Raw genomic sequence first — 26,064 nt, 5'->3', positions numbered from 1 at the left:
GGTCGTGAACCAGCGAGGCCCGTTCTCCTGTGGATGAATCCCGCGAGCCTGTGGATGAATCCGCTTTCTCGGCCGGGGGACGGCCACCCGGCACGGCAGCGGCAGCCGCGGCCGCGCGACCGCGACCGATGATTCCATGCAGCAGGGAGCGACGTTTCACGTGAAACACGATGCATGGCACACGCCGCTACCCCGCCACGACACTCCGTTATGGGTAGTTTTGCCAGCTTGTATGGAGCATTACCGAGGGGCCGGCGTCCCGCGAAAGGCTCAGCGGCGCCGACGCGAACGGCTGGCTCGGGCCGCCTTCGCCCGCTTGGCCGCGAAGCGCACGCCGCCGGGGCTCTCCCCGACCTCGACCCGCACGACTGTGGACAACGGGTCCACGACGCCCTCACCCACCTGGAGCACCGACGTCCTGACGACACCGAGCTTGCTCAGGGCACCACGGGCGCTCTTGAGCTCTTCCTCGGCGGTGTCACCCTTGAGCGCCAGCATCTCGCCGTACGGCCGCAGCAGCGGCACGCCCCAGCCGGCCAGGCGGTCGAGCGGGGCCACGGCCCGCGCGGTGACCACGTGCACCGGCTCGATCTTGCCGAGCATCTCCTCGGCGCGTCCGCGCACCACTGTGACATGGTCCAGGCCCAGCAGCTCCACGACCTCCTGGAGGAACGTGGTGCGCCGCAGCAGCGGCTCCAGCAGGGTGATCTGGAGGTCGGGACGGACCAGGGCCAGGGGGATGCCCGGCAGGCCCGCGCCGGAGCCCACGTCACACACGGAGACACCGTCCGGCACGGCCTCCGAGAGGACCGCACAGTTCAGCAGGTGCCGTTCCCAGAGCCGGGGGACCTCACGGGGGCCGATCAGACCGCGCTTGACGCCCGCGTCCGCGAGCAGCTCCGCATAGCGGACGGCCTCCGGAAAGCGGTCACCGAATACCGCCCGTGCCGCCGGGGGCGCCGGGGGGAGCTCCGCTGCCTCTTCCACGGGGAACCGTCCTTCCGTACAACATTGTCCGAAACGTCTGAAAAGCGTCTAAAGCAGTTACAGCACGGGTCAGAGTCTGAATATCACCCTGACAAGGATCGGCCCCGCCTGCGAGCAGACGGGGCCGTACACACCTGGAAGTGGGACAGGGTCAGGCGGGGAGAACGACCACTCGGCGCTGGGGCTCCTCGCCCTCGGACTCGCTCCGCAGACCGGCGGCGGCCACCGCGTCGTGGACGACCTTGCGCTCGAAGGGGGTCATCGGGTCCAGCTTGACCGGCTGACCGGTGCTCTTGGCCTCCTCGGCGGCCTGCGCACCCAGCCCGGCCAGCTCCTGGCGCTTGCGCGCCCGGAAGCCCGCGATGTCGAGCATCAGCCGGCTGCGGTCGCCGGTCTCCCGGTTCACCGCGAGGCGGGTCAGCTCCTGGAGCGCCTCCAGGACCTCGCCGTCACGGCCCACCAGCTTCTGCAGGTCGCGGCTGGTGGAGTCGCTGATGATCGACACCGAAGCGCGGTCGGCCTCGACGTCCATGTCGATGTCGCCGTCGAGGTCTGCGATGTCCAGCAGCCCCTCGAGGTAGTCGGCCGCGATCTCACCCTCCTGCTCCAGGCGGGTCAGGGTGTCGGTGCCCTCGGCGGCGACCTCGGTCTGACGCTGCGTGTCCGTCACAGTGGACTCCTTCATCACTTCTTGGACGGGTGCTTGGGTCGCTGCGGGCCGCCCTTGCGCTGCCCGGACTTGGCGCGGGAGGAACCACCGGCCTGCCGGGGCTTGTCCTCGTCCGGCTCCTGCTTCTCCAGCGTGGTCTTCTTCTCGGAACCAGCCGTGGACCGCGGGGGCTGGCCCGCGGTGGACCGCTTGGCCTTGGGCTGCCGCTTGGGCTGCTGACGGGCCGCACGCGCCGCCTCGGCGACCTTCTTGGCCTCGGCCTCGGCCGGGTCCTCCTTCAGCTTGCCCTTGGCGCGCAGACGCTCCTGGCGCTCCTTGAAGGCGAGGCTGCCGGGGGTGGGGTTACGGCGGATGACGAACATCTGCTGGCCCAGGGTCCACACGTTGGTGGTCAGCCAGTAGACCAGGACACCGACGGGGAAGTTGATGCCGAAGACGGCGAACATGATCGGGAAGACGTACATCAGCATCTTCTGCTGCTGCATGAACGGCGTCTTCACCGTGAGGTCGACGTTCTTCGTCATCAGCTGGCGCTGCGTGTAGAACTGCGACAGCGACATCAGGACGATCATGATGATCGTGACGACGCGGACGTCGGTCAGCGTGGAGCCGAGGGACTCGACCTTGCTCGCGCTGTCCATGAACTTCGACGCGATCGGGGCACCGAAGATGTGCGCCTTGCGGGCGCTGTTGACGAGGTCCTGGTCCAGGAAGCCGACCTCGTGGCCGCCGGCGACCTTGTTCAGGACCTGGTACAGCGAGATGAAGAACGGCGACTGGGCCAGAATCGGGAGGCAGCTCGAGAGCGGGTTGGTGCCCGACTCCTTGTAGAGCTTCATCATCTCTTCGGACTGGCGCTGCTTGTCGCTCTTGTAGCGCTCCTGGATCGCCTTCATCTTGGGCTGGAGCGCCTGCATGTTCCGCGTCGCCTTGATCTGCTTCACGAAGAGCGGGATCAGGCAGATCCGGATCAGCACCACCAGCGAGACGATGGACAGACCCCACGCCGCGCCACTGTCCTTGTTGAAGATCAGGCTGTAGAACGAGTGGAACTGGACGATGATCCAGGAAACAGCGTCATAGAGAGGACCGAGGATCGTGTCCACGAATCAGGCTCCTTGGGCGTTGGGCTGAGTCTCGGGCTGTGCGGCGGACCCCGGGACGGGGTTTCCACCCAGTCGGCTCCTCAGCCGCTGGTGCCAGACCGGACGCTTCCGGGGAGGGACGTGGTCGACGCCACCGAGCGACCACGGGTTGCAGCGCAGGATGCGCCAGGCCGTCAGTACCGTTCCCTTGACCGCGCCGTGCACGTCGATGGCTGTATAGCCATAGTGCGAGCACGACGGGTAGTACTTGCAGACCGGGCCCAGCAGCGGGCTGACGGTCCACTGGTAGAGCTTGATCAACCACAGCAGCGGGTACTTCACTGTGCGCTCCCTCCCGGGTGACCGGGATTCCGGGGGGCACCCCCCGGGGGATTGCTTCGCGGCGCCCCTCCCAGCAGCCGCTGCAGTGCGGTGTCGAGGTCACGGGCCAACTGATCGTGGTCCGCCTCGCCCGCGCCTGGCAGGGCTCGCACCACCACCAGGCTACCGGCGGGCAGCTGATCCAGCCGGTCACGCACGAGGTGGCGCAGCCGGCGCTTGACGCGATTGCGGACCACCGCCCCCCCGACGGCCTTGCTCACGACGAAACCCGCACGCACCTGGGGGGCGTTTCCCCCAGGTGTGTGCGGGTCCGTGTTACCGCTGCGTAGGTGGACGACGAGGAGCGGGCGGCCAGCCCGGCGTCCTCGGCGAACCGCGGTCGCGAAGTCCTCGCGCCGCCTCAGCCGAGACTCGGAAGGCAGCACGTCATGGACCTTGACGTCTAGCTGGTCAGGCCGACAGGCGGGCGCGACCCTTGCCACGGCGGGACGCGAGGATCGCGCGGCCGGCACGGGTACGCATGCGCAGGCGGAAGCCGTGGGTCTTCGCGCGGCGGCGGTTGTTCGGCTGGAAGGTGCGCTTGCTCACTCGGGGACTCCAGAAATGAATCGTGTGATGGCGGGACATCGCCTGGCTGTCACCGTGCGCCCACGAGGAGACTCGCAATACGCCCAAGTGCACCGCTTCATGACCACGATCCCGGATAGGTCGTGATCTTTGCCCATCGGAGGCAGGCGGCAGCAGCCATCGACAACTCGACCTGGTCACGGTACGCGCCGCTACGCCATCCGGTCAAACCGGCAGCGCACCCGGCATACACCGTAGCCTCCCGGGCCCCGGGAGGACGCCAAGGCACGCCCCATGGCACATTTGTACACACCCTGTGGACAACGACTTGAACCGCGCGCCTCGCCCTGACTACCGTGGCTGAACTCCGAATCCTTCCCGCCCGTCCCGAGAACCACACATTCGTGGGACTCCGGGGCACCCCCCGTGACTGAGAGAGCGTGCCCTGTGGCTGACCTGCCCGCCGATCTTGCCGCAGTGTGGCCGCGCGTGCTCGAACAGCTCCTCGGTGAGGGGCGCGGCGGCGTGGAGAGCAAGGACGAACACTGGATCAGGCGCTGCCAGCCCCTGGCCCTGGTCGCCGACACCGCGCTGCTGGCCGTGCCGAACGAGTTCGCCAAGGGCGTGCTCGAGGGCCGCCTCGCGCCGGTCGTCAGCGAGACGCTCAGCCGGGAGTGCGGCCGCCCCATCCGGATCGCGATCACGGTGGACGACTCCGCCGGCGAGCCGCCGGCGCCCCAGCCCCAGGAGAACCGCCCGCCGCACCCCCACACGGGGGGCCAGGGCCGTGACGCGCGTGACACGTACGAGGGCTATGAGGGCCGCGGCTACGAGGGCCGTGAGAGCTACGGCCGCCCCGCCGGCGGTGACGAGCTGCCGGCCGTACGTCCCGCCTACCCGGACTACCAGCCGCCGCGCTCCGAGCCGGGCGCCTGGCCCCGGCACTCGGCGCCCTCGGGCCCGCCCGCGCCGGACCGCGGCGACTACGGCTGGCAGCAGCCGCGCCTCGGGTCCTTTGCCGAACCCGAGCACGACCCGTACGCCTCGCAGTACGAGCAGCAGCAGCCGGACTACCGCTCCCAGGAGCGTCCCGAGCGCCTGCCGTACGAGCAGCAGCAGCGCCGCGACCTGCCCGAGCCGCCCGCCCGCGGAGGCTCGCGGTCGGGTGGCGGCCCGGCGTCCGGGAGCAGCGGCAGCGGCAGTGGCGGCACCACACCGGGCTCGGGCGAGCCGACGGCACGTCTGAACCCCAAGTACCTCTTCGACACCTTCGTCATCGGCGCGTCCAACCGCTTCGCCCACGCGGCCGCGGTGGCGGTCGCCGAGGCGCCGGCCAAGGCCTACAACCCGCTGTTCATCTACGGGGAGTCCGGGCTCGGCAAGACCCACCTGCTGCACGCCATCGGGCACTACGCCCGCAACCTCTACCCGGGTACGCGCGTGCGCTACGTGAGCTCCGAGGAGTTCACGAACGAGTTCATCAACTCGATCCGCGACGGCAAGGCGGACGCGTTCCGCAAGCGCTACCGCGACATGGACATCCTGCTCGTCGACGACATCCAGTTCCTGGCGAGCAAGGAGTCGACGCAGGAGGAGTTCTTCCACACCTTCAACACCCTGCACAACGCGAACAAGCAGATCGTGTTGTCCTCGGACCGGCCGCCCAAGCAGCTGGTGACCCTGGAGGACCGGCTGCGGAACCGCTTCGAGTGGGGTCTGATCACGGACGTGCAGCCGCCGGAGCTGGAGACCCGGATCGCGATCCTCCGGAAGAAGGCGGTCCAGGAGCAGCTCAACGCCCCGCCGGAGGTCCTGGAGTTCATCGCCTCCCGCATCTCGCGCAACATCCGCGAGCTGGAGGGGGCGCTGATCCGCGTCACCGCCTTCGCGAGCCTGAACCGGCAGCCGGTGGACCTCGGCCTCACCGAGATCGTCCTCAAGGACCTGATCCCGGGTGGCGAGGACGCCTCCCCGGAGATCACCGCGCCCGCCATCATGGCGGCCACCGCCGATTACTTCGGACACACGGTCGAGGACCTCTGCGGGGCCTCGCGCAGCCGCGTGCTGGTGACGGCCCGGCAGATCGCCATGTACCTGTGCCGCGAGCTGACCGACCTCTCGCTGCCCAAGATCGGGGCGCAGTTCGGCGGCCGCGACCACACGACCGTGATGCACGCGGACCGCAAGATCCGCGCGCTGATGGCCGAGCGGCGCTCGATCTACAACCAGGTCACCGAGCTGACCAACCGCATCAAGAACGGCTGACAGGGCGGCTGATGGCCGGCCGGCTGACCGCCGGCCGGCAGAGAAGCCGCAGAGCCTGTGGAGACCCGCGTAGGGCGCTCCGGGACGTTTCCCGGAGCGCCCTTCGTCGTTCCCCGGCCGCCTCCGGAAGGGGTCCGGGGGAGTCAGGCGGGGGCCGGGACGCGTCCCGGGACGGGGTCTGGACGGGGTCTGGACGAGCTTCAGGAGGGCTTCAGGAGGGCTTCAAGGGTCCTTCGGGAGGCGTTCAGCACGCCGCCGGAGCCACCGGCTTGTCCCCAGCCGCCCCCAGCCTGTTCGAATATGGGCTCTGAGCTGCGGGTTCTCCACAGATTCGGGCCGAAGTCGCCGTCCACACCCTGGGGACCCCGGAAGTTATCCAGACGGTGTCCACAGACCAGGCTGTTGATATGCCATCAGCAGAGGTCAGGGGGGTGTGGATTTGTGGTCGACGGGGTTCCACAGCCTGTGGACGGCCCACCCGCCCCCAACACCCCCGGACGTTGTCCACCGGCCACCCACAGGAGGACCGGTGTTATACACAGCCTTTCCACATCCCTGTCCACTGTTCGGCAACGAAACGCCCGAGCTCACCGCACCGAGTGAAAGGCATCACACCAAGCTGCCGGGTTCAGCTGTGGGCAACGTGGGTAAACCTGGGGACGGCCCTGGGGAGAAGTCGGCCCTCCCTGTGCACCGGGTGTGCAGAACTTTCCGCGCTCCACAGACCACCCCGGTTTTCCACTGCCGCCACCCACAGGCCCGGTGGACAAAAAATCCAGCCTGACCTGGGCAAAGGCAGTTTTCCACGGTTTCCACAGCCCCTACTACTACGACCACAGAGATCTAGCGGGGAACTCGTTTCGAAGTGGGTCCTGTGCACAACTCGGCCTCGGGCCGCGCCACGCCCCGGACCACGACTTGACCGCCAGCCGCACCGACTGTCAGCGGCGTGCGTCAGACTGGTCTCCGGCAACTCAGCCGACGAAGAAGCCAGCAGGGCGAGCCAGCAACAAGCAGGAGGCGGTTCCGGTGAAGATCCGGGTGGAGCGCGATGTACTCGCGGAGGCAGTGGCCTGGGCGGCCCGCAGCCTCCCGGCCCGTCCGCCGGTGCCGGTCCTCGCGGGCCTGCTGCTGAAGGCGGAGGACGGCACCCTGAGCCTCTCCGGCTTCGACTACGAGGTCTCCGCCCGCGTCTCCGTCGAGGCGGACGTGGAGGAGGACGGCACCGTCCTCGTCTCCGGCCGGCTCCTCGCCGACATCTGCCGCGCACTTCCCAACAGGCCTGTGGAGATCTCCACCGACGGTGTGCGCGTCACCGTGGTCTGCGGCTCCTCCCGATTCACACTCCACACCCTGCCTGTGGAGGAATACCCGGCCCTGCCGCAGATGCCGACCGCGACGGGCACCGTCCCCGGCGAGGTCTTCGCCTCGGCCGTCGCCCAGGTGGCCATCGCCGCCGGCCGTGACGACACGCTCCCCGTCCTCACGGGCGTACGGATCGAGATCGAGGGCGACACCGTCACCCTCGCCTCCACCGACCGTTACCGCTTCGCCGTCCGCGAGTTCATGTGGAAGCCGGAGACCCCGGACACCTCCGCCGTCGCCCTGGTGCCCGCCAAGACCCTGCTGGACACCGCCAAGTCGCTCAGCGGCGGCGACACGGTCTCGCTGGCGCTCAGCGGCTCCGGCGCGGGCGAGGGCCTGATCGGCTTCGAGGGCGCCGGGCGTCGTACGACCACGCGCCTGCTCGAGGGCGACCTGCCGAAGTACCGGACGCTCTTCCCGACCGAGTTCAACTCCGCCGCCGTGATCGAGACCGCCCCCTTCGTCGAGGCCGTCAAGCGCGTCGCTCTGGTCGCCGAGCGCAACACCCCGGTGCGGCTCAGCTTCGAGCAGGGCGTGCTGATCCTCGAGGCCGGTTCCAGCGACGACGCACAGGCTGTGGAAAGGGTCGACGCCAAGCTCGACGGCGACGACATCTCGATCGCGTTCAACCCGGGCTTCCTGCTCGAAGGCCTGTCGGCGATCGACTCGCCGGTGGCGCAGCTGTCCTTCACCACGTCCACGAAGCCGGCGCTGCTCAGCGGCAAGCCCGCGGTGGACGCGGAAGCCGACGACGCCTACAAGTACCTGATCATGCCGGTGCGCCTGTCGGGCTGACGTGCCACGTGGGCTGTGCCCGCGGGCCGTCGGCTGGGAACGCGAACGCCGTCCCCCGGAAGGCGCGGCATGCCCGTGCTCCGCGCGGGCAGACGTGCCCCAGGGCGGCGAGCACCCGCCGTCGGCCGTCCCCGGGGACGCCGGCTGATCCACGCGGGCGTGCGCGAGGCGCTCATCCTTTGAGCGCCCCGTCCCCACAGGTGTGCACAGGCCCCCGGGCGTAGGCTCGGATCCAGGTACGAACCCGAAATCAAGGCATAGAGGATCACCCATGGAGCTCGGTCTCGTCGGTCTCGGCAAGATGGGCGGCAACATGCGCGAGCGCATCCGCCGCGCAGGCCACACCGTCATCGGATACGACCGCAACCCCGACCTGGCGGATGTCCACAGCCTCCAGGAGCTTGTGGATTCCCTCCAGGGTCCCCGCGTCGTGTGGGTCATGGTCCCGGCCGGCGCGGCCACCCAGTCCACCATCGACGAGCTCGGCGAGCTGCTGTCGCCCGGTGACATCGTCGTCGACGGCGGGAACTCCCGTTGGACGGACGACGAGAAGCACGCCGAGGAGCTGGCGGCCAAGGGCATCGGCTTCGTCGACTGCGGTGTCTCCGGCGGTGTCTGGGGCCTGGAGAACGGCTACGCCCTGATGTACGGCGGCGACGCCGAGAACGTGGCGAAGGTCCAGCCGGTCTTCGACGCGCTCAAGCCGGAGGGCGACTTCGGTTCGGTGCACGCGGGCAAGGTCGGCGCCGGCCACTTCGCCAAGATGGTCCACAACGGCATCGAGTACGCGATGATGCAGGCCTACGCCGAGGGCTGGGAGCTGCTGGAGAAGGTCGAGTCCGTCACCGACGTGCGCGAGATCTTCCGCTCCTGGCAGGAGGGCACGGTCATCCGCTCCTGGCTGCTCGACCTGGCCGTCAACGCGCTGGACGAGGACGAGCACCTGGACAAGCTGCGGGGCTTCGCCGCCGACTCGGGCGAGGGCCGCTGGACCGTCGAGGCCGCGATCGACAACGCCGTGCCGCTTCCCGCGATCACGGCGTCCCTCTTCGCGCGCTTCTCCTCGCGCCAGGAGGACTCCCCGCAGATGAAGATGATCGCGGCGCTGCGCAACCAGTTCGGCGGCCACGCGGTCGAGAGCAAGAAGTAACACCCGAGTAGCCGGGGGAGGTCGGCTCGCCACCCATGCATGTGACGCATCTTTCGCTGGCCGACTTCCGCTCGTACGCCCGGGCCGAGGTTCCGCTCGACCCGGGCGTGACGGCCTTCGTCGGCCCCAACGGCCAGGGCAAGACGAACCTCGTCGAGGCGGTCGGCTATCTGGCCACCCTCGGCAGCCACCGGGTCTCCTCCGACGCGCCCCTGGTCCGGATGGGCGCCGAGCGGGCGGTCATCCGCGCCGCCGTGGCCCAGGGGGAGCGGCAGCAGCTGGTCGAGCTGGAGCTGAACCCCGGCCGGGCCAACCGCGCGCGGATCAACCGGTCGTCCCAGGTCAGACCGCGTGACGTGCTCGGCATCGTCCGTACGGTCCTCTTCGCCCCGGAAGACCTGGCGCTGGTCAAGGGCGACCCGGGCGAGCGCCGCCGCTTCCTCGACGAGCTGATCACCGCGCGCTCGCCCCGCATGGCGGGCGTCCGCTCCGACTACGAGCGCGTCCTCAAGCAGCGCAACACCCTGCTGAAGTCCGCCGCGATGGCGCGCCGTCACGGCGGCCGGGGCATGGACCTGTCCACCCTCGACATCTGGGACCAGCACCTGGCCGGTGTCGGTGCCGAGCTGCTGGCCCGGCGCCTGGACCTGATCGCCACGCTGCGCCCGCTCGCCGACAAGGCGTACGAGGCGCTGGCCCCGGGCGGCGGGCCGGTCTGTTTCGACTACAAGGGCCCGGCCTCCATCGCCGGCCTGCACGCGCGCGAGGAGCTCCAGGAAGCGCTGCTCGCCGCACTGGGGGAGGCCCGCAAGCAGGAGATCGAGCGCGGCGTGACCCTGGTCGGCCCGCACCGCGACGACCTGGTCCTGCGGCTCGGCGAGCTGCCGGCCAAGGGCTACGCCAGCCACGGGGAGTCCTGGTCGTACGCGCTGGCGCTCCGCCTGGCGTCCTACGAGGTGCTGCGCTCGGAGGGCAACGAGCCGGTGCTGGTGCTCGACGACGTCTTCGCGGAGCTGGACGCCCGGCGCCGCGAGCGCCTGGCGGAGATGGTCGCGGACGGCGAGCAGGTGCTCGTGACGGCCGCGGTGGACGACGACGTCCCGGGCGTGCTGTCGGGGGCCCGGTACGCGGTCGCGGAAGGCACGGTCGAGCGCGTGTGAACGAGCCCTCCCCCGCCCCCAAGCCCCCCGAGCCCTCCGGAGTGGACCTCGCCCGGGTGGCGCTGCGCGCCGCCAAGGAGCAGGCGCGGGCGCGCGGCAACGCCGCCCAGCAGAAGAAGCAGGCGCGCCGCGGCGGCGGTCTGCGGTCCGGCGCGCGCGCCGACGGCCGTGATCCGCTGCCGCTGGGCGCGGCGATCAACCGTCTGATCACCGAGCGCGGCTGGGAGCGGCCGGCGGCGGTGGGCGGGGTGATGGGCCGCTGGCCGCAGATGGTGGGGCCCGAGGTGGCGCTGCACTGCGTTCCGCAGAAGTACGACGAGGACGCCCGGGTGCTCACGGTGCAGTGCGACTCGACGGCCTGGGCGACGCAGCTGCGGCTGCTCGCACCCCAGCTGGTGGCCCGGCTCAACGACGACCTGGGCCAGGGCGCCGTCAAGGTGATCAAGGTGCTGGGCCCGGGCGGTCCGGGGCGCCGGTACGGCTCCCTGCGGGCGCCCGGCAGCACGGGGCCGGGCGACACCTACGGGTGAGCCGGCGGGTGCGGATCCGCCCGAGGCCCACGGCCCGGTGACGGCTGGGACACCCGGTACGGCCTGAGACTGCGCTCACGGTTGCGGGTGGTTGACAGTCGGAAGCGCTGAGTGCCGCTGTGAGCCTCTTGGAGGCCCGGTCCGCATATAGGGAGTCGGCTGATGCCGGTTCAGGGCGGCACATGCGGACTCAGGCACCGCCAAACCCCCATTCATGTCAGCGCCACCGGTACACTGGTAGTAATCCCGCCGGATCGCGGGACTCGTGGACAACCGCTGAACGACGCAGCCTCCTGCCTGCCCCGGAAACCCCCGCCGCAGCAGGGAAGGCCTGTGCTGTGCCAGAAAGGGCGCTTCGTGGCCGATTCCGGCAACCCCAACGAGAACACCACCCCCTCCCAGACAGCGGACGCCGTGACCGGCGCGGCTGTCGGCGAGACGTCGTACGACGCCAGTGCGATCACCGTTCTGGAGGGCCTGGACGCGGTCCGCAAGCGGCCCGGCATGTACATCGGCTCCACCGGCGAGCGCGGTCTCCACCACCTCGTCCAGGAGGTCGTGGACAACTCCGTCGACGAGGCCATGGCCGGCCACGCCGACACCATCGACGTGACGATCCTGCCCGACGGCGGCGTGCGCGTCGTCGACAACGGCCGTGGCATCCCGGTCGGCATCGTGCCCTCCGAGGGCAAGCCCGCCGTCGAGGTCGTCCTCACCGTGCTGCACGCGGGCGGCAAGTTCGGCGGCGGCGGCTACGCCGTCTCCGGCGGTCTGCACGGCGTGGGCGTCTCCGTCGTGAACGCGCTGTCCACGCGCGTCGCCGTCGAGGTCAAGACCGACGGCTTCCGCTGGACCCAGGACTACAAGCTCGGCGTCCCGACCGCCCCGCTGCAGAAGAACGAGGCGACCGACGAGACCGGCACCTCGGTCACCTTCTGGGCCGACGGCGACATCTTCGAGACCACCGAGTACTCCTTCGAGACGCTCTCGCGGCGCTTCCAGGAGATGGCCTTCCTCAACAAGGGCCTGCGCATCTCGCTGATGGACCTCCGCGCCGACCACGTCGACGAAGAGGGCAAGCCGCTGTCGGTGGAGTACCACTACGAGGGCGGCATCGTCGACTTCGTGACGTACCTCAACTCGCGCAAGGGCGAGCTGATCCACCCCACCGTGATCGACATCGAGGCCGAGGACAAGGAGCGCATGCTCTCGGTCGAGATCGCGATGCAGTGGAACAGCCAGTACAGCGAGGGCGTCTACAGCTTCGCCAACACGATCCACACCCATGAGGGCGGCACCCACGAAGAGGGCTTCCGCGCCGCGCTGACGGGTCTGATCAATCGTTACGCCCGCGACAAGAAGCTGCTCCGCGAGAAGGACGACAACCTCACGGGTGAGGACATCCGCGAGGGTCTGACCGCGATCATCTCCGTCAAGCTCGGCGAGCCGCAGTTCGAGGGTCAGACGAAGACGAAGCTGGGCAACACCGAGGCCAAGACCTTCGTCCAGAAGGTCGTCCACGAGCACCTCACGGACTGGCTGGACCGCAACCCCAACGAGGCCGCGGACATCATCCGCAAGGGCATCCAGGCGGCGACCGCCCGCGTGGCCGCCCGCAAGGCGCGCGACCTGACCCGCCGCAAGGGCCTGCTGGAGACGGCGTCGCTGCCGGGCAAGCTCAGCGACTGCCAGTCGAACGACCCGACCAAGTGCGAGATCTTCATCGTCGAGGGTGACTCCGCCGGCGGCTCGGCCAAGTCCGGCCGGAACCCGCAGTACCAGGCGATCCTCCCGATCCGAGGCAAGATCCTCAACGTCGAGAAGGCGCGCGTCGACAAGATCTTGCAGAACACCGAGGTCCAGGCGCTGATCTCCGCCTTCGGCACCGGTGTGCACGAGGACTTCGACATCGCGAAGCTCCGCTATCACAAGATCATCCTGATGGCGGACGCCGACGTCGACGGTCAGCACATCAACACCCTGCTGCTCACCTTCCTCTTCCGCTTTATGCGGCCGCTGGTCGAGGCCGGGCACGTCTATCTCTCCCGTCCCCCGCTGTACAAGATCAAGTGGGGCCGGGACGACTTCGAGTACGCCTACTCCGACCGCGAGCGCGACGCCCTGATCCAGCTCGGCCGGGAGAACGGCAAGCGGATCAAGGACGACTCGGTCCAGCGCTTCAAGGGTCTCGGTGAGATGAACGCCGAGGAGCTGCGCGTCACCACGATGGACGTCGACCACCGCGTGCTCGGCCAGGTCACCCTGGACGACGCCGCGCAGGCGGACGACCTGTTCTCGGTGCTCATGGGTGAGGACGTCGAGGCCCGGCGCTCCTTCATCCAGCGCAACGCCAAGGACGTCCGCTTCCTCGACATCTGAGCCTGTCGGCCACGGAAACAGCCGCAGCGCGAAAGGACTTTGAACAGCAATGGCCGACGAAACGCCTGAGACCCCCACCACCCCCGTGCCCGAGGTGACCCCCGAGGGCGCGCCCGCCCCGCTGGAGGGTGTCGGCATGCGCGTCGAGCCCGTCGGGCTCGAGACCGAGATGCAGCGCTCGTACCTCGACTACGCGATGTCCGTCATCGTCTCGCGTGCGCTGCCCGACGTCCGCGACGGCCTCAAGCCGGTGCACCGCCGCGTGCTCTACGCGATGTACGACGGCGGCTACCGCCCCGAGAAGGGCTTCTACAAGTGCGCCCGCGTCGTCGGTGACGTCATGGGTACGTACCACCCGCACGGCGACGCCTCCATCTACGACGCCCTCGTCCGTCTCGCCCAGCCCTGGGCGATGCGGATGCCGCTGGTGGACTCCAACGGCAACTTCGGTTCTCCGGGCAACGACCCGGCCGCCGCCATGCGGTACACCGAGTGCAAGATGATGCCGCTGTCCATGGAGATGCTCCGGGACATCGACGAGGAGACCGTCGACTTCCAGGACAACTACGACGGCCGCAACCAGGAGCCGACGGTCCTGCCGGCCCGCTTCCCGAACCTGCTGATCAACGGTTCGGCGGGCATCGCGGTCGGCATGGCCACCAACATCCCGCCGCACAACCTGCGCGAGGTGGCCGAGGGTGCCCAGTGGTACCTGGCCAACCCGGAGGCGACGCCCGAGGAGCTCCTCGAAGCGCTCATGGAGCGGATCAAGGGCCCCGACTTCCCGACCGGCGCCCTCGTGGTGGGCCGCAAGGGCATCGAGGAGGCCTACCGCACCGGCCGCGGCTCGATCACCATGCGCGCCGTGGTCGAGGTCGAGGAGATCCAGAACCGCCAGTGCCTGGTGGTCACCGAGCTGCCCTACCAGGTCAACCCGGACAACCTCGCCCAGAAGATTGCCGACCTGGTCAAGGACGGCAAGATCGGCGGCATCGCCGACGTGCGCGACGAGACCTCCTCGCGCACGGGCCAGCGCCTGGTGATTGTCCTCAAGCGGGACGCGGTCGCCAAGGTCGTCCTCAACAACCTCTACAAGCACACGGACCTCCAGACGAACTTCGGCGCCAACATGCTGGCGCTGGTGGACGGCGTGCCGCGCACCCTGTCGCTGGACGCCTTCATCCGCAACTGGGTCACCCACCAGGTAGAGGTCATCGTCCGGCGCACCCGCTTCCGGCTGCGCAAGGCCGAGGAGCGCGCCCACATCCTGCGCGGTCTGCTCAAGGCGCTCAACGCCATCGACGAGGTCATCGCGCTGATCCGGCGCAGCGACACCGTCGACGTCGCCCGCGAGGGCCTGATGGGCCTGCTGCAGATCGACGAGATCCAGGCCAACGCGATCCTGGAGATGCAGCTCCGCCGCCTGGCGGCCCTGGAGCACCAGAAGATCACCGCCGAGCACGACGAGCTCCAGGCGAAGATCAACGAGTACAACGCCATCCTCGCCTCGCCCGAGCGGCAGCGCCTGATCATCAGCGAGGAGCTGGCGGCGATCGTCGACAAGTTCGGCGACGACCGGCGCTCCCAGCTGATCCCCTTCGACGGTGACATGTCCATCGAGGACCTCATCGCCGAGGAGGACATCGTCGTCACCATCACCAACGGTGGCTACGTCAAGCGCACCAAGACCGAGGACTACCGCTCACAGAAGCGCGGCGGCAAGGGCGTGCGGGGCACGAAGCTGAAGCAGGACGACATCGTCGACCACTTCTTCGTCTCCACCACGCACCACTGGCTGCTGTTCTTCACCAACAAGGGCCGGGTCTACCGCGCCAAGGCGTACGAGCTGCCCGACGCCGGCCGGGACGCCCGCGGCCAGCACGTGGCCAACCTGCTGGCCTTCCAGCCGGACGAGAAGATCGCCGAGATCCTCGCGGTCCGCGACTACGAGGCGGCTCCCTACCTGGTGCTGGCCACGAAGTCCGGCCTGGTGAAGAAGACCCCGCTCAAGGACTACGACTCGCCCCGCTCGGGCGGCGTCATCGCCATCAACCTCCGCGAGACGGAGAGCGGCGGCGAGGACGAGCTGATCGGCGCGGAGCTGGTCTCCGCGGACGACGACCTGCTGCTGATCAGCAAGAAGGCCCAGTCCATCCGCTTCACCGCATCGGATGACGCCCTCCGTCCCATGGGCCGGGCCACGTCCGGTGTCAAGGGCATGAGCTTCCGCGAGGGTGACGAGCTGCTCTCGATGAACGTGGTCCGTCCCGGTACGTTCGTCTTCACCGCCACCGACGGTGGGTACGCGAAGCGCACGAACGTCGACGAGTACCGCGTCCAGGGTCGCGGCGGCCTCGGTATCAAGGCCGCCAAGATCGTGGAGGATCGTGGATCGCTGGTCGGTGCCCTGGTGGTCGAGGAGCTCGACGAGATCCTCGCCATCACGCTCGGCGGCGGTGTGATCCGGACGCGGGTCAACGAGGTCAGGGAAACCGGGCGTGACACCATGGGCGTCCAATTGATCAACCTGGGCAAGCGCGATGCCGTCGTGGGCATCGCACGGAACGCCGAGGCCGGTCGCGAGGCTGAGGGTGTCGAGGAGTTGGCGGACACCGCCGAGGGCGACGTGGCCGAGGTGGCCGAGGGCGAGCTGCCCCCGGCCGAGCACACCGAGGAGTAAGTCGTGAGTCGAGCCACGGGCACCGCCGCCGGCGGTGCGGGTGCCAAGCGGCGGTCTTCCGCCCGGCCCGCCGCCGACAAGACAGGTACCCGTGGCCCGGCCACCGACGACTCGGCCGGCACCGCCGACGAGAGCGGTGCCGGCTCCCGGGGCAGTGGCACCACGTCCGCAGGCAGGGGGAGCAGCATGACGGAAACCCGAGGTCCGCAGCCCTACCACCCACCGAAGGCGTACGAGCCTCCGGCGGAGCGTTCCGATGCGGATTCCGGATCGGCGCGTGCCGAGGGCGACGACGACTCGGGGGAGGCCCGTCCGGCCAAGAGCGGTAAGCCCGCCAAGGCCGGCAAGACCGCCAAGGCCGTCAAGGAGGCCCGTGTGGGCGCCCAGGGCGGCCCCGTGGACGACCGCCGGCCGCGTCCCGCGGCGGCCCGTACGGCCCCGCGCACGCGCAAGGCCCGGCTGCGGGTGGCCAAGGCCGACCCGTGGTCGGTGATGAAGGTCAGCTTCCTGCTCTCGCTCGCGCTGGGCGTCTGCACGATCGTGGCCGCGACCGTGCTGTGGGGCGTGCTGGACGCCATGGGCGTCTTCTCGGCCGTCGGCGGGACCATCAGCGACGCCACGGCCTCCGAGGGCGGCGGCTTCGACCTGGAGTCCTTCCTGTCGCTGCCGAACGTCCTGCTGTGCACCTCGGTCATCGCGGTCATCGACGTGGTGCTGGCGACCGCCCTGGCGACGCTCGGGGCCTTCGTCTACAACCTCTCCGCGGGCTTCGTGGGCGGCGTGGAGCTGACCCTCGCCGAGGACGAATAGCGGCGCCGCCGGCGCGGGGCCCGGACGATTTTGGGACTGGGCCCCAAGTGCGCTAATCTTTCGGTGTCGCGCGGGGCTATAGCTCAGACGGTTAGAGCGCTTCCCTGATAAGGAAGAGGCCACAGGTTCAAGTCCTGTTAGCCCCACCGCACGATCGGCCCGGACGGAATTCTCCGTCCGGGCCGATCGCTTTTGGGAGTTCGGGCGGTGCCGGCCCCCGGCGTCGGGAACGGATCCAGGTCACCGATCGGTATCGGTCGGTGTGTATCATCGGCCACCAGAGGTCCCCTTACGTCAAGGAAAGACGAGGTCGCGCGGTGAAGAAGCTGCTCCTGGTCGCACTGGCCGCCATCGGCGGGCTCCTCGTGTACCGGCAGATCCAGGCGGATCGCGCCGAGCAGGACCTGTGGACGGAGGCGACCGACTCCGTGCCCGCAGGTTCGGGTGTGTGAGCCACAACACGTTCTGAGTGTGAGCAGGGCCCCGGCCGCCGTAGCGGCCGGGGCCCTGTCTTCGTTCCCGGCCACACCTCTTCATTGCAATCGCGAATAAAATGATTGCGAACGTGAACCCATGGGGTTCCCCGGCCGGGCTCAGCTGACCGCGAGCGCCCAGACCCCCACCGCGAGGCACAGCAGGGCCAGGAGCAGCACGGGGACGGCCACCTTGGCGGGCGGACTCGGGCGCCCTCGCGGGGCCGTGACGGGCGCGGGCGGCGGTGCGGGGGGCGGCGGGCCCGAAAGGTGCCGCGCGGGGGTCTGAGGGGGTGTGTAGAGGCGCGTGGGCGGATAGTTCGGCCGGGGCGGCGCCGGCGGCTGTGGCCGGGGCTCCGCCTGGGCCCCCGGTCGGCGTTGGGGTCCGTCCGGGCCGAAACCCGGAGGAAGCGGCCCCAATTGGTCGAAGACCTCGATGCGCTCCTCGTCGGCCGCCGGCTCGCCCAGCAGCTCCACGGCCGCCGCCAGGGCCTTCCGGGCACCCGTGGCCGTACGGAAGCGGGTGTACGGATCGGGGTGCAGCAGGTTCGCGACCACGTCCCAGAGCGGCTCGGGCACCTCGGCGGGGGCGGACGGCACCCCCTGGGCGAGGAACCGCTCCACGAGCGCTTCGGCGTCGGGTTTCCGGCCGGTGAGCAGATAGAGGGCGACCAGGCCGACGGCGAAGAGGTCGGCCGGGAAGTCGGGTTCTTCCCCCAGTAATTGCTCGGGCGCGAAGTAACCGGGCGTTCCCATCACGAAGTTGGTGTCGGTCAGCCGCGGCTCGCCCTTGCGCATGGCGATCCCGAAATCCGAGAGCCGTAAATGCGGACGTCCCGTACCCGTCGCCTCCAAAAGGAGGTTGGCCGGTTTGATGTCCCGGTGCACCACGCCCTCGGCGTGCACGGCGGTCAGCCCGGACAGCAGCTGGTCCAGCAGGACGCACACGAAATGCGGCGGCAACGGCCCGTAGTCGCCGATGAGATGGGCCAGTGAGCCGCCGCCCACCATCTCCATGGTGAACAGCACCTTGTCGTCGTCGGCCGCCCAGCTCATCGGCGCCAGCACATGGGGGTGGTCGATGCGCAGCGCCTGCTCGCGGACGAACCTCAGCAGCGTGTGGGCGTCGGACTGCTGGAGCACCTTGGCCGCCACGTACCGTCGCCGGCGCCGGTCCCAGGCCCGCCAGACCGCTCCCGCCCCGCCGCGGCCGATCGGGTCCACCAGCTCGTACCGCCCAGCGAAGACCTCACCCATGTCGTTCGCGCCGCCCCCGCTCCCCCCGGCCCCCGCCCGGTCCGCCTCAGCTCTGGTGCGCCTCGTAGTGCGCGACCGCCTCGGCGGTCCGCCCGGCGCCGTACACCCTCAGGAACTCGGCGAGTTCGGGGTGGGTGGGGGCCAGGGTGTCGGCCGCCTCGATGATGTCGCCGGCACCCGCCACCGACCGCAGCAGCGACTGGATCTCGCGCACCACCCGGCGGACGGTCGGCGCGCCGCTGCTGGCCGTCGTCTGCGTGGAGTTGAGGACGGACCCGCCCGAGCTCTTCTTGACCTCCTCCATGCGTTCCGCGGCCTCGGCGGCGCTGACGGTGCCGTCGGCGACCTGGCTGGAGAGTTCCTGGAGGGCCTGTACCCGCTGTACTACGGCCGGGTTGCCGATCTTCGCGCGCTGACCGCTCATCAGCTGCGAGAGCATGGGGGCCGACAGGCCCAGAACGGACGCGAGACGGGCCTGGTTCAGGCCGAGATCGTCGATGAGACGGCGGAAGAGCGCCCCCAACGGCTCCCCGTACCAGCTGCGCTGCAGTTCTCGTGCGCGGGCGGTGGCTTCCTGCTGTGCTGCGTCCATCACGCTCTCCCCTTCGCTTCGCTGCCGCGAATCTTGCGGTGCATCCTACGGAGAGTGGTGGCACCCGGCGATACCCGGTCGGGAAACACTGCCGGCACCGGGTAGTCTGGTCCCCGACGGGGCCTTAGCTCAGTTGGTAGAGCGCTGTCTTTGCATGGCAGATGTCAGGGGTTCGACTCCCCTAGGCTCCACAAGAAAACCCCTCCGACCTGCGTAAACGCGGTCGGAGGGGTTTTTGCGTGCGGTCGGCGCGCCCTAGCGGTCCTCGTCCTCACCGGGGAAGGCGTCCGCGTCGGCACGGTCCTGCTTCGCCTGGACCTCCGGGTCGAGGCCCGAGGCCGCGGCGCTGCCGTCGACGGCGGACAGGGAGTCGCGGTCGCCGGGCTCGGTCGCCTCGGGGGGCTCGACGAGCCAGTCGGGGTTGGCCTGCTTGTCCCACCACTTCCAGGCGGCGACGGCGCCGCCCACGAGGACGCCGAGGACGAGGAGGCGCTTGGCGGTGCGGCCCGTCCGGCAGCGGCGGGTGCGCCTGCGGGTGATCTTCTCCACGTCGTCGGCCGTCACCTGGCCGCGCAGCGCGGCGAGGGCGGCCGTGCCGCGGGAGAGGGCCTCGTCCTTGACGGGCTCGGCGGCGGCGCGGGCCCGGGCGGCGGCCTGGTCCACCTTGGGCGGGAGGGCTTCCCGGGCGTGTTCGAGCCGGGGCTGCAGATGCACGTCGTAGGTGGCACGCGCGTGGTGCGCGGCGTCGGCGACCCTGGGGGCGAGCCGGGCCCTGGCTTCGTGCGCGTAGTGCACGGCGCCGTCCTTGGCCGTGCCGGCATAGGGCGCCACCACCTCCACGGCGTGGCGCACGCTGTCCTTGGCGGTGCTGGTCGCGGCGCGCACGCTGTTCTTGCGGGTCACGAGAACCTCCTCCTCGGTGGCGTATGGTTTGTCGCCTTTCCACCCAATGGAAAATCATGCCTGCCGGCGGGCGGTCCGGCATGCGAGAGCGGGCATCCGGGTCAAAGGGGAGCTTCGCTCGACAATGCCATGGTTGGCCGCCGCGCGCGGGACTTTGGTGGCTACTCGCCGCCTACCCGCCGTGCGAGGATCGGTAGCCGTCAGTGAACACTATGGAAGGTAGACCGTGGCTGAGCAGCTTTACGCCACCCTGAAGACCAACCAGGGCGACATTGAGATCCGGCTCCTCCCGGACCACGCCCCCCAGACGGTGAAGAACTTCACGGAGCTCGCGCAGGGCGAGCGCGAGTGGGTGAACCCGGAGACGGGCCAAAAGACCACCGACAAGCTGTACGACGGCACGATCTTCCACCGTGTCATCAGCGGCTTCATGATCCAGGGCGGTGACCCCCTGGGCAACGGCACCGGTGGCCCGGGCTACCAGTTCAAGGACGAGTTCCACCCGGACCTCGCCTTCAACAAGCCCTACCTGCTCGCCATGGCCAACGCCGGCCCGGGCACCAACGGCTCCCAGTTCTTCATCACGGTGGCCCCCACCGCGTGGCTGACCGGCAAGCACACGATCTTCGGCGAGGTCACCAGCGACGCGTCGAAGAAGGTCGTCGACACCATCGCCACCGCCGCGACCAACCCGCGCACCGACCGCCCGGTGCAGGACGTCGTCATCGAGTCGGTCGTCGTCGAGAAGCGCTGACGAGCGGTTCCCGCGGGAACCTGACGCCCCGCCCGTCCGTATGACGGGCGGGGCCGCGTCATGCGGACAGGGCACACCGGCCCCGGACACGGGCAAGGGGAGAGCATGAACGACCAGGCCGTCTGCTGCTACCGGCACCCGGACCGGGAGACCGGCATCCGCTGCGTCCGCTGTGAGCGCCCGATCTGCCCGGAGTGCATGGTCAGCGCCTCGGTCGGCTTCCAGTGCCCGGAGTGCGTCGCCGGCGCGTCCGGCACGGGCCACGCCCCCCGCGCGGCCGCGCCGCGCACGGTCGCGGGAAGTGTCCACACGGACGACCCGCGCCTGGTCACCAAGGTGCTGCTGGGGATCAACGTCGCCGTCTGGATCGCCGTGCTGGCCGCGGGCGACGGCCTGGTGGACGCGCTGGAGCTGTTCGGCCGGGCGTCCCTGTCGGACTTCGGCCCGCTGGAGGGCGTCGCCGAGGGGCAGTGGTACCGGCTGCTGACCGCGACCTTCCTGCACCAGACGCCGATGCACATCGCCTTCAACATGCTCTCGCTCTGGTGGCTCGGCCCGCCGCTGGAGGCCGCGCTCGGCCGCGCCCGCTTCCTGACCCTCTACCTTCTCTCCGGGCTCGGCGGCAGCGCCCTGACCTACCTGGTCGCCGCGCCGAACCAGCCCTCCCTCGGCGCCTCCGGTGCGATCTTCGGGCTGCTGGGCGCGACGGCCGTGCTGATGCGCCGGCTGAAGTACGACATGCGCCCGGTCATCGCGCTGCTCGTGCTCAATCTGATCTTCACCTTCACCTGGGCCAACATCGCCTGGGAGGCCCATGTGGGCGGTCTGGTGGTGGGCACGGCGGTGGCGTACGGGATGGTGCACGCCCCCCGCGACAAGCGCGCGCTCGTCCAGCGCCTCACCTGCGCCGCGGCGCTCGTGGTGATCGTCGCGGCGGTGGGTGTGCGGACGCTGCAGCTGGGCTGAGTGGGGCGGGGGACAACGCTTCCGGCCCTCGGAGGACACGTCACCCACACCGGTGGGCCCACAGGTTGTCCACAACGCGTGCCGGATCTTGTGCACGGCGTGGGGAACATGTGTTCAGAGCGTGAATAGCGCCACTGAGCTGCGCATCTAGGGGTGATGTGCCGGTGTGACCATGGATACGCACTGCTTGCGATCAGTCACACCGGCGTCAACGTCCCGGAGGTTATCCACAGATCTTCTGAGTTTTCCCCACTGTGGACGAGGGTGTGGATAACCCCTCGGAAAGCTCAGGTCAGAACTTCGCGGAGGGCTTCTACTTCCACTGCGTGGAGACGACGAACCCGGCCGCGATGAAGCCGAAGCCCACCACGATGTTCCAGTTCTTCAGCGACTCCACCGGCATGTCGCCGCTCGTCACGTAGAAGACGACGATCCAGGCCAGCCCGATCAGGAACATCGCCAGCATCAGCGGCGCGACCCAGCGGCGCCCGGTGGTCAGCTTCAGATTCTGCTGCTTCACCGGAGGCGGAGTGAAGTCGTCTTTCTTGCGGATCCGTGACTTCGGCACGAGGGAACTCTCTCCTGTCGATGCGCTGCGTGACCGCGCTGGACTGTAAGGGGCTGGTCCGCCGGGGCGGGAGCGACGGGAGCGCTTCCTTCCCCCGGGCGTCCGTTAGCGTAGTGCTTCCGCGGCGTCGGAGAGGATAAGGGTACGTTGAGCAATTCTGCGGACTCCACCAGCGGACCTGTTCGGCGGTTCCGTCCCGTACGGCTCCTGACCGGCGGAGTCTTCGCGCTGGCCGGTCTGATCTTCTGGATGAGCTTCAACACGGCCCAGGGCACGAACATCCGCACGGACGACTCCATGCTCCGCCTGTCGGACCTCATCCAGGAGCGCAGCCACAAGAACAAGGAGCTGGAGGACAGCGCCGCGGCCGCCCGCGCCGGGGTCGACGCCCTCGCCCGCCGCGACAACGGCGGCTCGGCCGCCGAGGACAAGCGGCTGACCGCCCTGGAGAAGGCCGCCGGCACCCAGAAGGTCGCGGGCCCCGGCCTCACCGTCACCCTCACCGACGCGCCGCCCAACGCCACCGCGAAGATTCCCGGCGTGCCCCAGCCGCAGCCCAACGACCTCGTCATCCACCAGCAGGACCTCCAGGCCGTGGTCAACGCCCTGTGGCAGGGCGGTGCGCAGGGCATCGAAGTGATGGACCAGCGGCTGATCTCCACCAGCGCGGTCCGCTGCGTCGGCAACACCCTCATCCTCCAGGGCCGCGTCTACTCCCCGCCCTACAAGGTCACAGCGGTGGGCGACCGCGGAGCGCTCCGCAAGGCCCTGGACGCGTCCCCCGCGATCCAGAACTACCTCCAGTACGTGGCGGCGTACGGGCTCGGCTGGAAAGTCGACCAGCGCGACACCGTGACTCTTCCGGGTTACTCCGGCACAGTGGATCTCCACGTCGCCAAGCCCGTGCAGTGAAGCCCGCGCAGGGAGCCCCGAAGCGACACCGCGCGGCGGAGCCGCCCGGCGTGGCGCCGTGACGTGGAAGCCGTGAAGTAACGACAGGCAACGCCCGATACGCCCGGGAAGGGGCCGGCCGGTGCGGTTACGACTCGTCGTACGGACGCTCAGCGAACTGTGTCTCACGGTGGGCGCGTTGCTCGTGCTCTTCGTGGTCTACGTCCTCTACTGGACCGGCGTCCGCGCCGACAGCGCGATGGACGACGAGATCGACCGGCTCCGGGAACAGTGGGTCGCCGGCCCCGCGGCCCCCGCTCCCGGCGACCCGGAGCGGACCCCTGTCGCGGACCCGCCCGGTGACGGGGCCGCGCCCCCGCGGTCCGCACCACCGGTCCCCGACCCGGCGCTCGCCCCCGTACCGGGCCCCGGCGCGAGCGCCCCCGCGCCCGCCCCCGCGCCGTCGCCGGGCTCGCCCCCCGCGTCGGCGGCCCGCACGGGATACCGCTCCGGGGCGCCCTTCGCCGTCATGTACATCCCCCGGCTCGGCAGGGGCTGGGCGAAGCCCGTCCTCCAGGGCACCGGCACCGAGTTGCTGAAGAAGGGCCTCGGCCACTACGAGCGCACCGCCGGCCTGGGCGAGAGCGGCAACTTCGCGGTCGCCGGCCACCGCCGCACCTACGGCGACCCCTTCAAGGACCTTCCCGACCTGCGGCCCGGCGACGCCGTGGTCCTCACGGACGGCACCACCTGGTACACGTACCGGGTGGACACCCGGCCGTACCGGACGCTGCCCACCGACACCGACGTGATCGCCCCCGTGCCCACCGCCTCCGGCTATCGTGAGCCCGGCCGCTATCTGACGCTCACCACCTGCGAACCCGAGTGGGGCCACAGCCACCGGCTGATCGTCTGGGCTCATCTGGAGGGCACCCGGCCGGCGGCCGACGGCAAGCCGAAGGCTTTGTCCGGCTGACCCCCCGCACCCGGGTCGCCGCCCCTTAGTCTGGTGCTGCAAACGACAAACGACCGAACACCGTCGAGTGGGTAGAGCATGTACGTCTGGATCTGGCGTCATCTGCCGGGCAACGCATGGGTGAGGGCGCTGATCTCGCTGCTGCTCGTGCTGGGGATCGTCTACGTCCTCTTCCAGTACGTCTTCCCGTGGGCGGAGCCGCTGCTGCCGTTCAACGACGTGACGGTCGACAACGGCATGTCGGCCGGCGACGCGATCGCCGTCGGCGACGGAACGGCGGTGGCCCTGTGAGCGCGCGCATCCTCGTCGTGGACAACTACGACAGCTTCGTCTTCAACCTCGTCCAGTACCTCTACCAGCTCGGCGCCGAGTGCGAGGTGCGGCGCAACGACGAGGTGGAGCCCGCGCACGCCCAGGACGGCTTCGACGGCGTGCTGCTCTCGCCCGGCCCCGGAGCGCCCGAACAGGCCGGTGTGTGCATCGACATGGTGCGGCACTGCGCGAAGACCTCGGTGCCCGTCTTCGGCGTGTGCCTGGGGATGCAGTCGATGGCGGTCGCCTACGGCGGCGTGGTCGACCGGGCCCCCGAGCTGCTGCACGGCAAGACCTCGCCCGTGACCCACGAGGGCAAGGGCGTCTTCCAGGGCCTGCCGTCGCCCTTCACGGCCACGCGCTACCACTCCCTGGCCGTGGAGCGGGACAGCTGGCCGGACGAGCTGGAGATCACCGCCTGGACCGACACCGGTGTGGCGATGGGCCTGCGCCACCGCGACCTGCCGGTCGAGGGCGTGCAGTTCCACCCGGAGTCGGTGCTCACCGAGTGGGGCCACCGGATGCTCGCGAACTGGCTCGTCGCCTGCGGTGACATGGGGGCGGTGGAACGGTCGGCCGGGCTCGCCCCGGTGGTCGGCAAGGCCGGGGCGTGACCACGCTCCGGCCCGAACAGACCCCCTCCTGGCGGCTTCCCGACCCGGCGCCGTACCTCCACGGGCCCGGGCCGGAGCCGGCCCCCGAGCCGCCGCCGCCCGCCGGCTCCACCCGCTACGGCACGGGGCGGGTGGCGCAGCCGCTGCCGCCCGAGGACGACGCGACGATGTCGCTGCGCCGCGTCGAGCCTCCGCCGCCCGTCGTCACCGGAGGGCGTGCGGAGCGGCGTCGCGCCGCACAGCGCGCCGCGCGCGCCCGCAAGGACAGCATCGGCGTGGTCGTCAGCCGTCTGACGGGCGAGCTGTTCATCACGCTGGGCGTCGTCATGCTGCTGTTCGTCGCCTACCAGCTGTGGTGGACGAACGTCATCGCCCAGCGCCAGGCCGGCGGCGCCGCCAAGGACCTCCAGCACAGCTGGGACCGGGGAGAGGGCGCGGACCGGGACGCGGGGGCGTTCTCGCCGGGCCAGGGCTTCGCGATCGTCTACATCCCCGCGCTGGACGTGAAGGCGCCGATCGCCCAGGGCATCGGCAAGCACAAGGTCCTCGACCGCGGCATGGTGGGCCACTACGCCGAGGGCCCGCTGAAGTCCGCGATGCCGTGGGACAAGCAGGGCAACTTCGCGCTCGCCGGCCACCGCAACACCCATGGCGAACCGTTCCGCTACGTCAACCGGCTGAAGCCCGGCGACAAGATCGTGGTGGAGACGCAGAGTGCGTTCTACACCTACGAGATGACAAGCCGTCTGGATCAGACGCCTCCGGCGAACGTGCGGGTCATCGACCCCGTACCGGCCGGTTCGGGCTTCACCGGCCCCGGCCGCTACATCACCCTGACCACCTGCACCCCGGAGTTCACCAGTACCTACCGGATGATCGTGTGGGGCAAGATGGTCGACGAGCGGCCCCGGAGCAAGGGAAAGCCGGACGCGCTCGTCAACTGAGACACGCGAGAACCACGCGAGAACAATGA

The 26,064-nt window shown here is 69.9% G+C and carries 25 protein-coding genes, 2 tRNA genes and 1 pseudogene; 18 read left to right on the top strand and 10 right to left on the bottom strand.

From position 1 onward, the window contains the following. Positions 1-270: 270 nt before the first annotated feature. The 6 genes and pseudogenes from rsmG to rpmH form a co-directional block, all read right to left on the bottom strand. The gene (rsmG, locus tag CYQ11_RS15370) at positions 271-987 is read right to left on the bottom strand and encodes a 16S rRNA (guanine(527)-N(7))-methyltransferase RsmG (RefSeq protein WP_099199967.1); all 717 of its coding nucleotides are present in this window, start codon (positions 985-987) and stop codon (positions 271-273) included. A 151-nt stretch (positions 988-1,138) separates the two neighbouring features. After that, complete coding sequence (locus CYQ11_RS15365) at positions 1,139-1,657, bottom strand: Jag family protein (RefSeq protein ID WP_240003456.1); 519 nt, start codon at positions 1,655-1,657, stop codon at positions 1,139-1,141. Positions 1,658-1,671: 14 nt separating this feature from the next. Next, a complete protein-coding gene (yidC, locus tag CYQ11_RS15360) occupies positions 1,672-2,763 on the bottom strand; it encodes a membrane protein insertase YidC (protein ID WP_099199969.1) in 1,092 nt (363 codons plus the stop codon). A 3-nt stretch (positions 2,764-2,766) separates the two neighbouring features. Then, positions 2,767-3,084, bottom strand: a complete 318-nt coding sequence (gene yidD / locus CYQ11_RS15355; RefSeq protein WP_099199970.1) for a membrane protein insertion efficiency factor YidD — start codon at positions 3,082-3,084, stop codon at positions 2,767-2,769. 56 nt (positions 3,085-3,140) lie between these two features. Further along, positions 3,141-3,509, bottom strand: a pseudogene (gene rnpA, locus CYQ11_RS15350) (ribonuclease P protein component); the annotation flags it as partial. Positions 3,510-3,534: 25 nt separating this feature from the next. After that, positions 3,535-3,672, bottom strand: coding sequence for a 50S ribosomal protein L34 (gene rpmH / locus CYQ11_RS15345; RefSeq protein ID WP_003949374.1), 138 nt, complete (start codon positions 3,670-3,672; stop codon positions 3,535-3,537). A 426-nt stretch (positions 3,673-4,098) separates the two neighbouring features. Here rpmH and dnaA point away from each other — a divergent pair, with 426 nt between their 5' ends. The 10 genes from dnaA (at position 4,099) to CYQ11_RS15290 (ending at position 17,237) form a co-directional block, all read left to right on the top strand. Next, entirely contained in the window at positions 4,099-5,916 is a 1,818-nt protein-coding gene (dnaA, locus tag CYQ11_RS15340; RefSeq protein ID WP_099199972.1) for a chromosomal replication initiator protein DnaA, read from the top strand. 1,029 nt (positions 5,917-6,945) lie between these two features. Next, on the top strand, positions 6,946-8,076 hold the full coding sequence (gene dnaN, locus CYQ11_RS15330; RefSeq protein WP_099199973.1) for a DNA polymerase III subunit beta: 1,131 nt from the start codon (positions 6,946-6,948) through the stop codon (positions 8,074-8,076). A gap of 271 nt (positions 8,077-8,347) precedes the next feature. Further along, a complete protein-coding gene (gene gnd, locus CYQ11_RS15325) occupies positions 8,348-9,226 on the top strand; it encodes a phosphogluconate dehydrogenase (NAD(+)-dependent, decarboxylating) (RefSeq protein WP_099199974.1) in 879 nt (292 codons plus the stop codon). A gap of 35 nt (positions 9,227-9,261) precedes the next feature. Then, positions 9,262-10,386 (top strand): DNA replication/repair protein RecF, encoded by a 1,125-nt coding sequence (gene recF / locus CYQ11_RS15320; RefSeq protein ID WP_099199975.1) that lies wholly within the window; start codon positions 9,262-9,264, stop codon positions 10,384-10,386. Continuing rightward, the gene (locus CYQ11_RS15315; protein WP_099199976.1) at positions 10,383-10,916 is read left to right on the top strand and encodes a DciA family protein; all 534 of its coding nucleotides are present in this window, start codon (positions 10,383-10,385) and stop codon (positions 10,914-10,916) included. Before recF ends, CYQ11_RS15315 begins: the two co-directional genes overlap by 4 nt. Before the next feature lie 333 nt (positions 10,917-11,249). Continuing rightward, a complete protein-coding gene (gene gyrB / locus CYQ11_RS15310; RefSeq protein ID WP_099199977.1) occupies positions 11,250-13,295 on the top strand; it encodes a DNA topoisomerase (ATP-hydrolyzing) subunit B in 2,046 nt (681 codons plus the stop codon). Positions 13,296-13,344: 49 nt separating this feature from the next. Further along, a complete protein-coding gene (gene gyrA, locus CYQ11_RS15305; RefSeq protein ID WP_099199978.1) occupies positions 13,345-15,975 on the top strand; it encodes a DNA gyrase subunit A in 2,631 nt (876 codons plus the stop codon). A 3-nt stretch (positions 15,976-15,978) separates the two neighbouring features. Then, positions 15,979-16,785, top strand: a complete 807-nt coding sequence (locus tag CYQ11_RS15300; protein WP_398780016.1) for a DUF3566 domain-containing protein — start codon at positions 15,979-15,981, stop codon at positions 16,783-16,785. A gap of 72 nt (positions 16,786-16,857) precedes the next feature. Continuing rightward, positions 16,858-16,931: transfer RNA gene (locus CYQ11_RS15295), tRNA-Ile, on the top strand. Between the two features lie 171 nt (positions 16,932-17,102). Next, on the top strand, positions 17,103-17,237 hold the full coding sequence (locus CYQ11_RS15290; RefSeq protein WP_003958712.1) for a DLW-39 family protein: 135 nt from the start codon (positions 17,103-17,105) through the stop codon (positions 17,235-17,237). Positions 17,238-17,378: 141 nt separating this feature from the next. Here the strand turns inward: CYQ11_RS15290 and CYQ11_RS15285 are convergent, their stop codons facing one another. Both CYQ11_RS15285 and CYQ11_RS15280 read right to left on the bottom strand, forming a co-directional pair. Continuing rightward, entirely contained in the window at positions 17,379-18,515 is a 1,137-nt protein-coding gene (locus CYQ11_RS15285; RefSeq protein WP_099199979.1) for a serine/threonine-protein kinase, read from the bottom strand. 46 nt (positions 18,516-18,561) lie between these two features. Continuing rightward, a complete protein-coding gene (locus tag CYQ11_RS15280; protein ID WP_099199980.1) occupies positions 18,562-19,107 on the bottom strand; it encodes a helix-turn-helix domain-containing protein in 546 nt (181 codons plus the stop codon). Positions 19,108-19,225: 118 nt separating this feature from the next. Here CYQ11_RS15280 and CYQ11_RS15275 point away from each other — a divergent pair. Then, a tRNA-Ala gene (locus CYQ11_RS15275) sits at positions 19,226-19,298 on the top strand. A 64-nt stretch (positions 19,299-19,362) separates the two neighbouring features. Here CYQ11_RS15275 and CYQ11_RS15270 read toward each other — a convergent pair. Continuing rightward, positions 19,363-20,010 (bottom strand): DUF5324 family protein, encoded by a 648-nt coding sequence (locus CYQ11_RS15270; protein ID WP_099199981.1) that lies wholly within the window; start codon positions 20,008-20,010, stop codon positions 19,363-19,365. A gap of 226 nt (positions 20,011-20,236) precedes the next feature. On the opposite strand from CYQ11_RS15270, the gene CYQ11_RS15265 reads away from it, so the two are divergent. Beyond that, a complete protein-coding gene (locus CYQ11_RS15265; protein WP_099199982.1) occupies positions 20,237-20,764 on the top strand; it encodes a peptidylprolyl isomerase in 528 nt (175 codons plus the stop codon). Positions 20,765-20,869: 105 nt separating this feature from the next. Beyond that, complete coding sequence (locus CYQ11_RS15260; RefSeq protein ID WP_099199983.1) at positions 20,870-21,730, top strand: rhomboid family intramembrane serine protease; 861 nt, start codon at positions 20,870-20,872, stop codon at positions 21,728-21,730. Between the two features lie 313 nt (positions 21,731-22,043). Here the strand turns inward: CYQ11_RS15260 and crgA are convergent, their stop codons facing one another. Continuing rightward, positions 22,044-22,298 carry a cell division protein CrgA gene (gene crgA / locus CYQ11_RS15255; RefSeq protein ID WP_099199984.1) on the bottom strand — a complete coding sequence of 85 codons (255 nt, stop codon included), beginning with the start codon at positions 22,296-22,298 and terminating at the stop codon, positions 22,044-22,046. A 147-nt stretch (positions 22,299-22,445) separates the two neighbouring features. On the opposite strand from crgA, the gene CYQ11_RS15250 reads away from it, so the two are divergent. The 5 genes from CYQ11_RS15250 (at position 22,446) to CYQ11_RS15230 (ending at position 26,035) form a co-directional block, all read left to right on the top strand. Continuing rightward, positions 22,446-23,210 (top strand): DUF881 domain-containing protein, encoded by a 765-nt coding sequence (locus CYQ11_RS15250; protein WP_099199985.1) that lies wholly within the window; start codon positions 22,446-22,448, stop codon positions 23,208-23,210. Positions 23,211-23,331: 121 nt separating this feature from the next. Next, the gene (locus CYQ11_RS15245) at positions 23,332-24,165 is read left to right on the top strand and encodes a class E sortase (protein WP_146104689.1); all 834 of its coding nucleotides are present in this window, start codon (positions 23,332-23,334) and stop codon (positions 24,163-24,165) included. Between the two features lie 78 nt (positions 24,166-24,243). Then, positions 24,244-24,456 (top strand): hypothetical protein, encoded by a 213-nt coding sequence (locus tag CYQ11_RS15240; RefSeq protein ID WP_099199986.1) that lies wholly within the window; start codon positions 24,244-24,246, stop codon positions 24,454-24,456. Next, on the top strand, positions 24,453-25,091 hold the full coding sequence (locus CYQ11_RS15235) for an aminodeoxychorismate/anthranilate synthase component II (RefSeq protein WP_099199987.1): 639 nt from the start codon (positions 24,453-24,455) through the stop codon (positions 25,089-25,091). Before CYQ11_RS15240 ends, CYQ11_RS15235 begins: the two co-directional genes overlap by 4 nt. Beyond that, entirely contained in the window at positions 25,088-26,035 is a 948-nt protein-coding gene (locus CYQ11_RS15230; protein WP_420894512.1) for a class E sortase, read from the top strand. The genes CYQ11_RS15235 and CYQ11_RS15230 overlap by 4 nt, the downstream gene beginning before the upstream one ends. Positions 26,036-26,064: the final 29 nt, after the last annotated feature.

It is taken from the genome of Streptomyces cinnamoneus (assembly GCF_002939475.1).
In the GTDB taxonomy this organism is placed as follows: domain Bacteria; phylum Actinomycetota; class Actinomycetes; order Streptomycetales; family Streptomycetaceae; genus Streptomyces; species Streptomyces cinnamoneus_A.
This window is presented reverse-complemented; position numbering and strand designations above follow the sequence as displayed.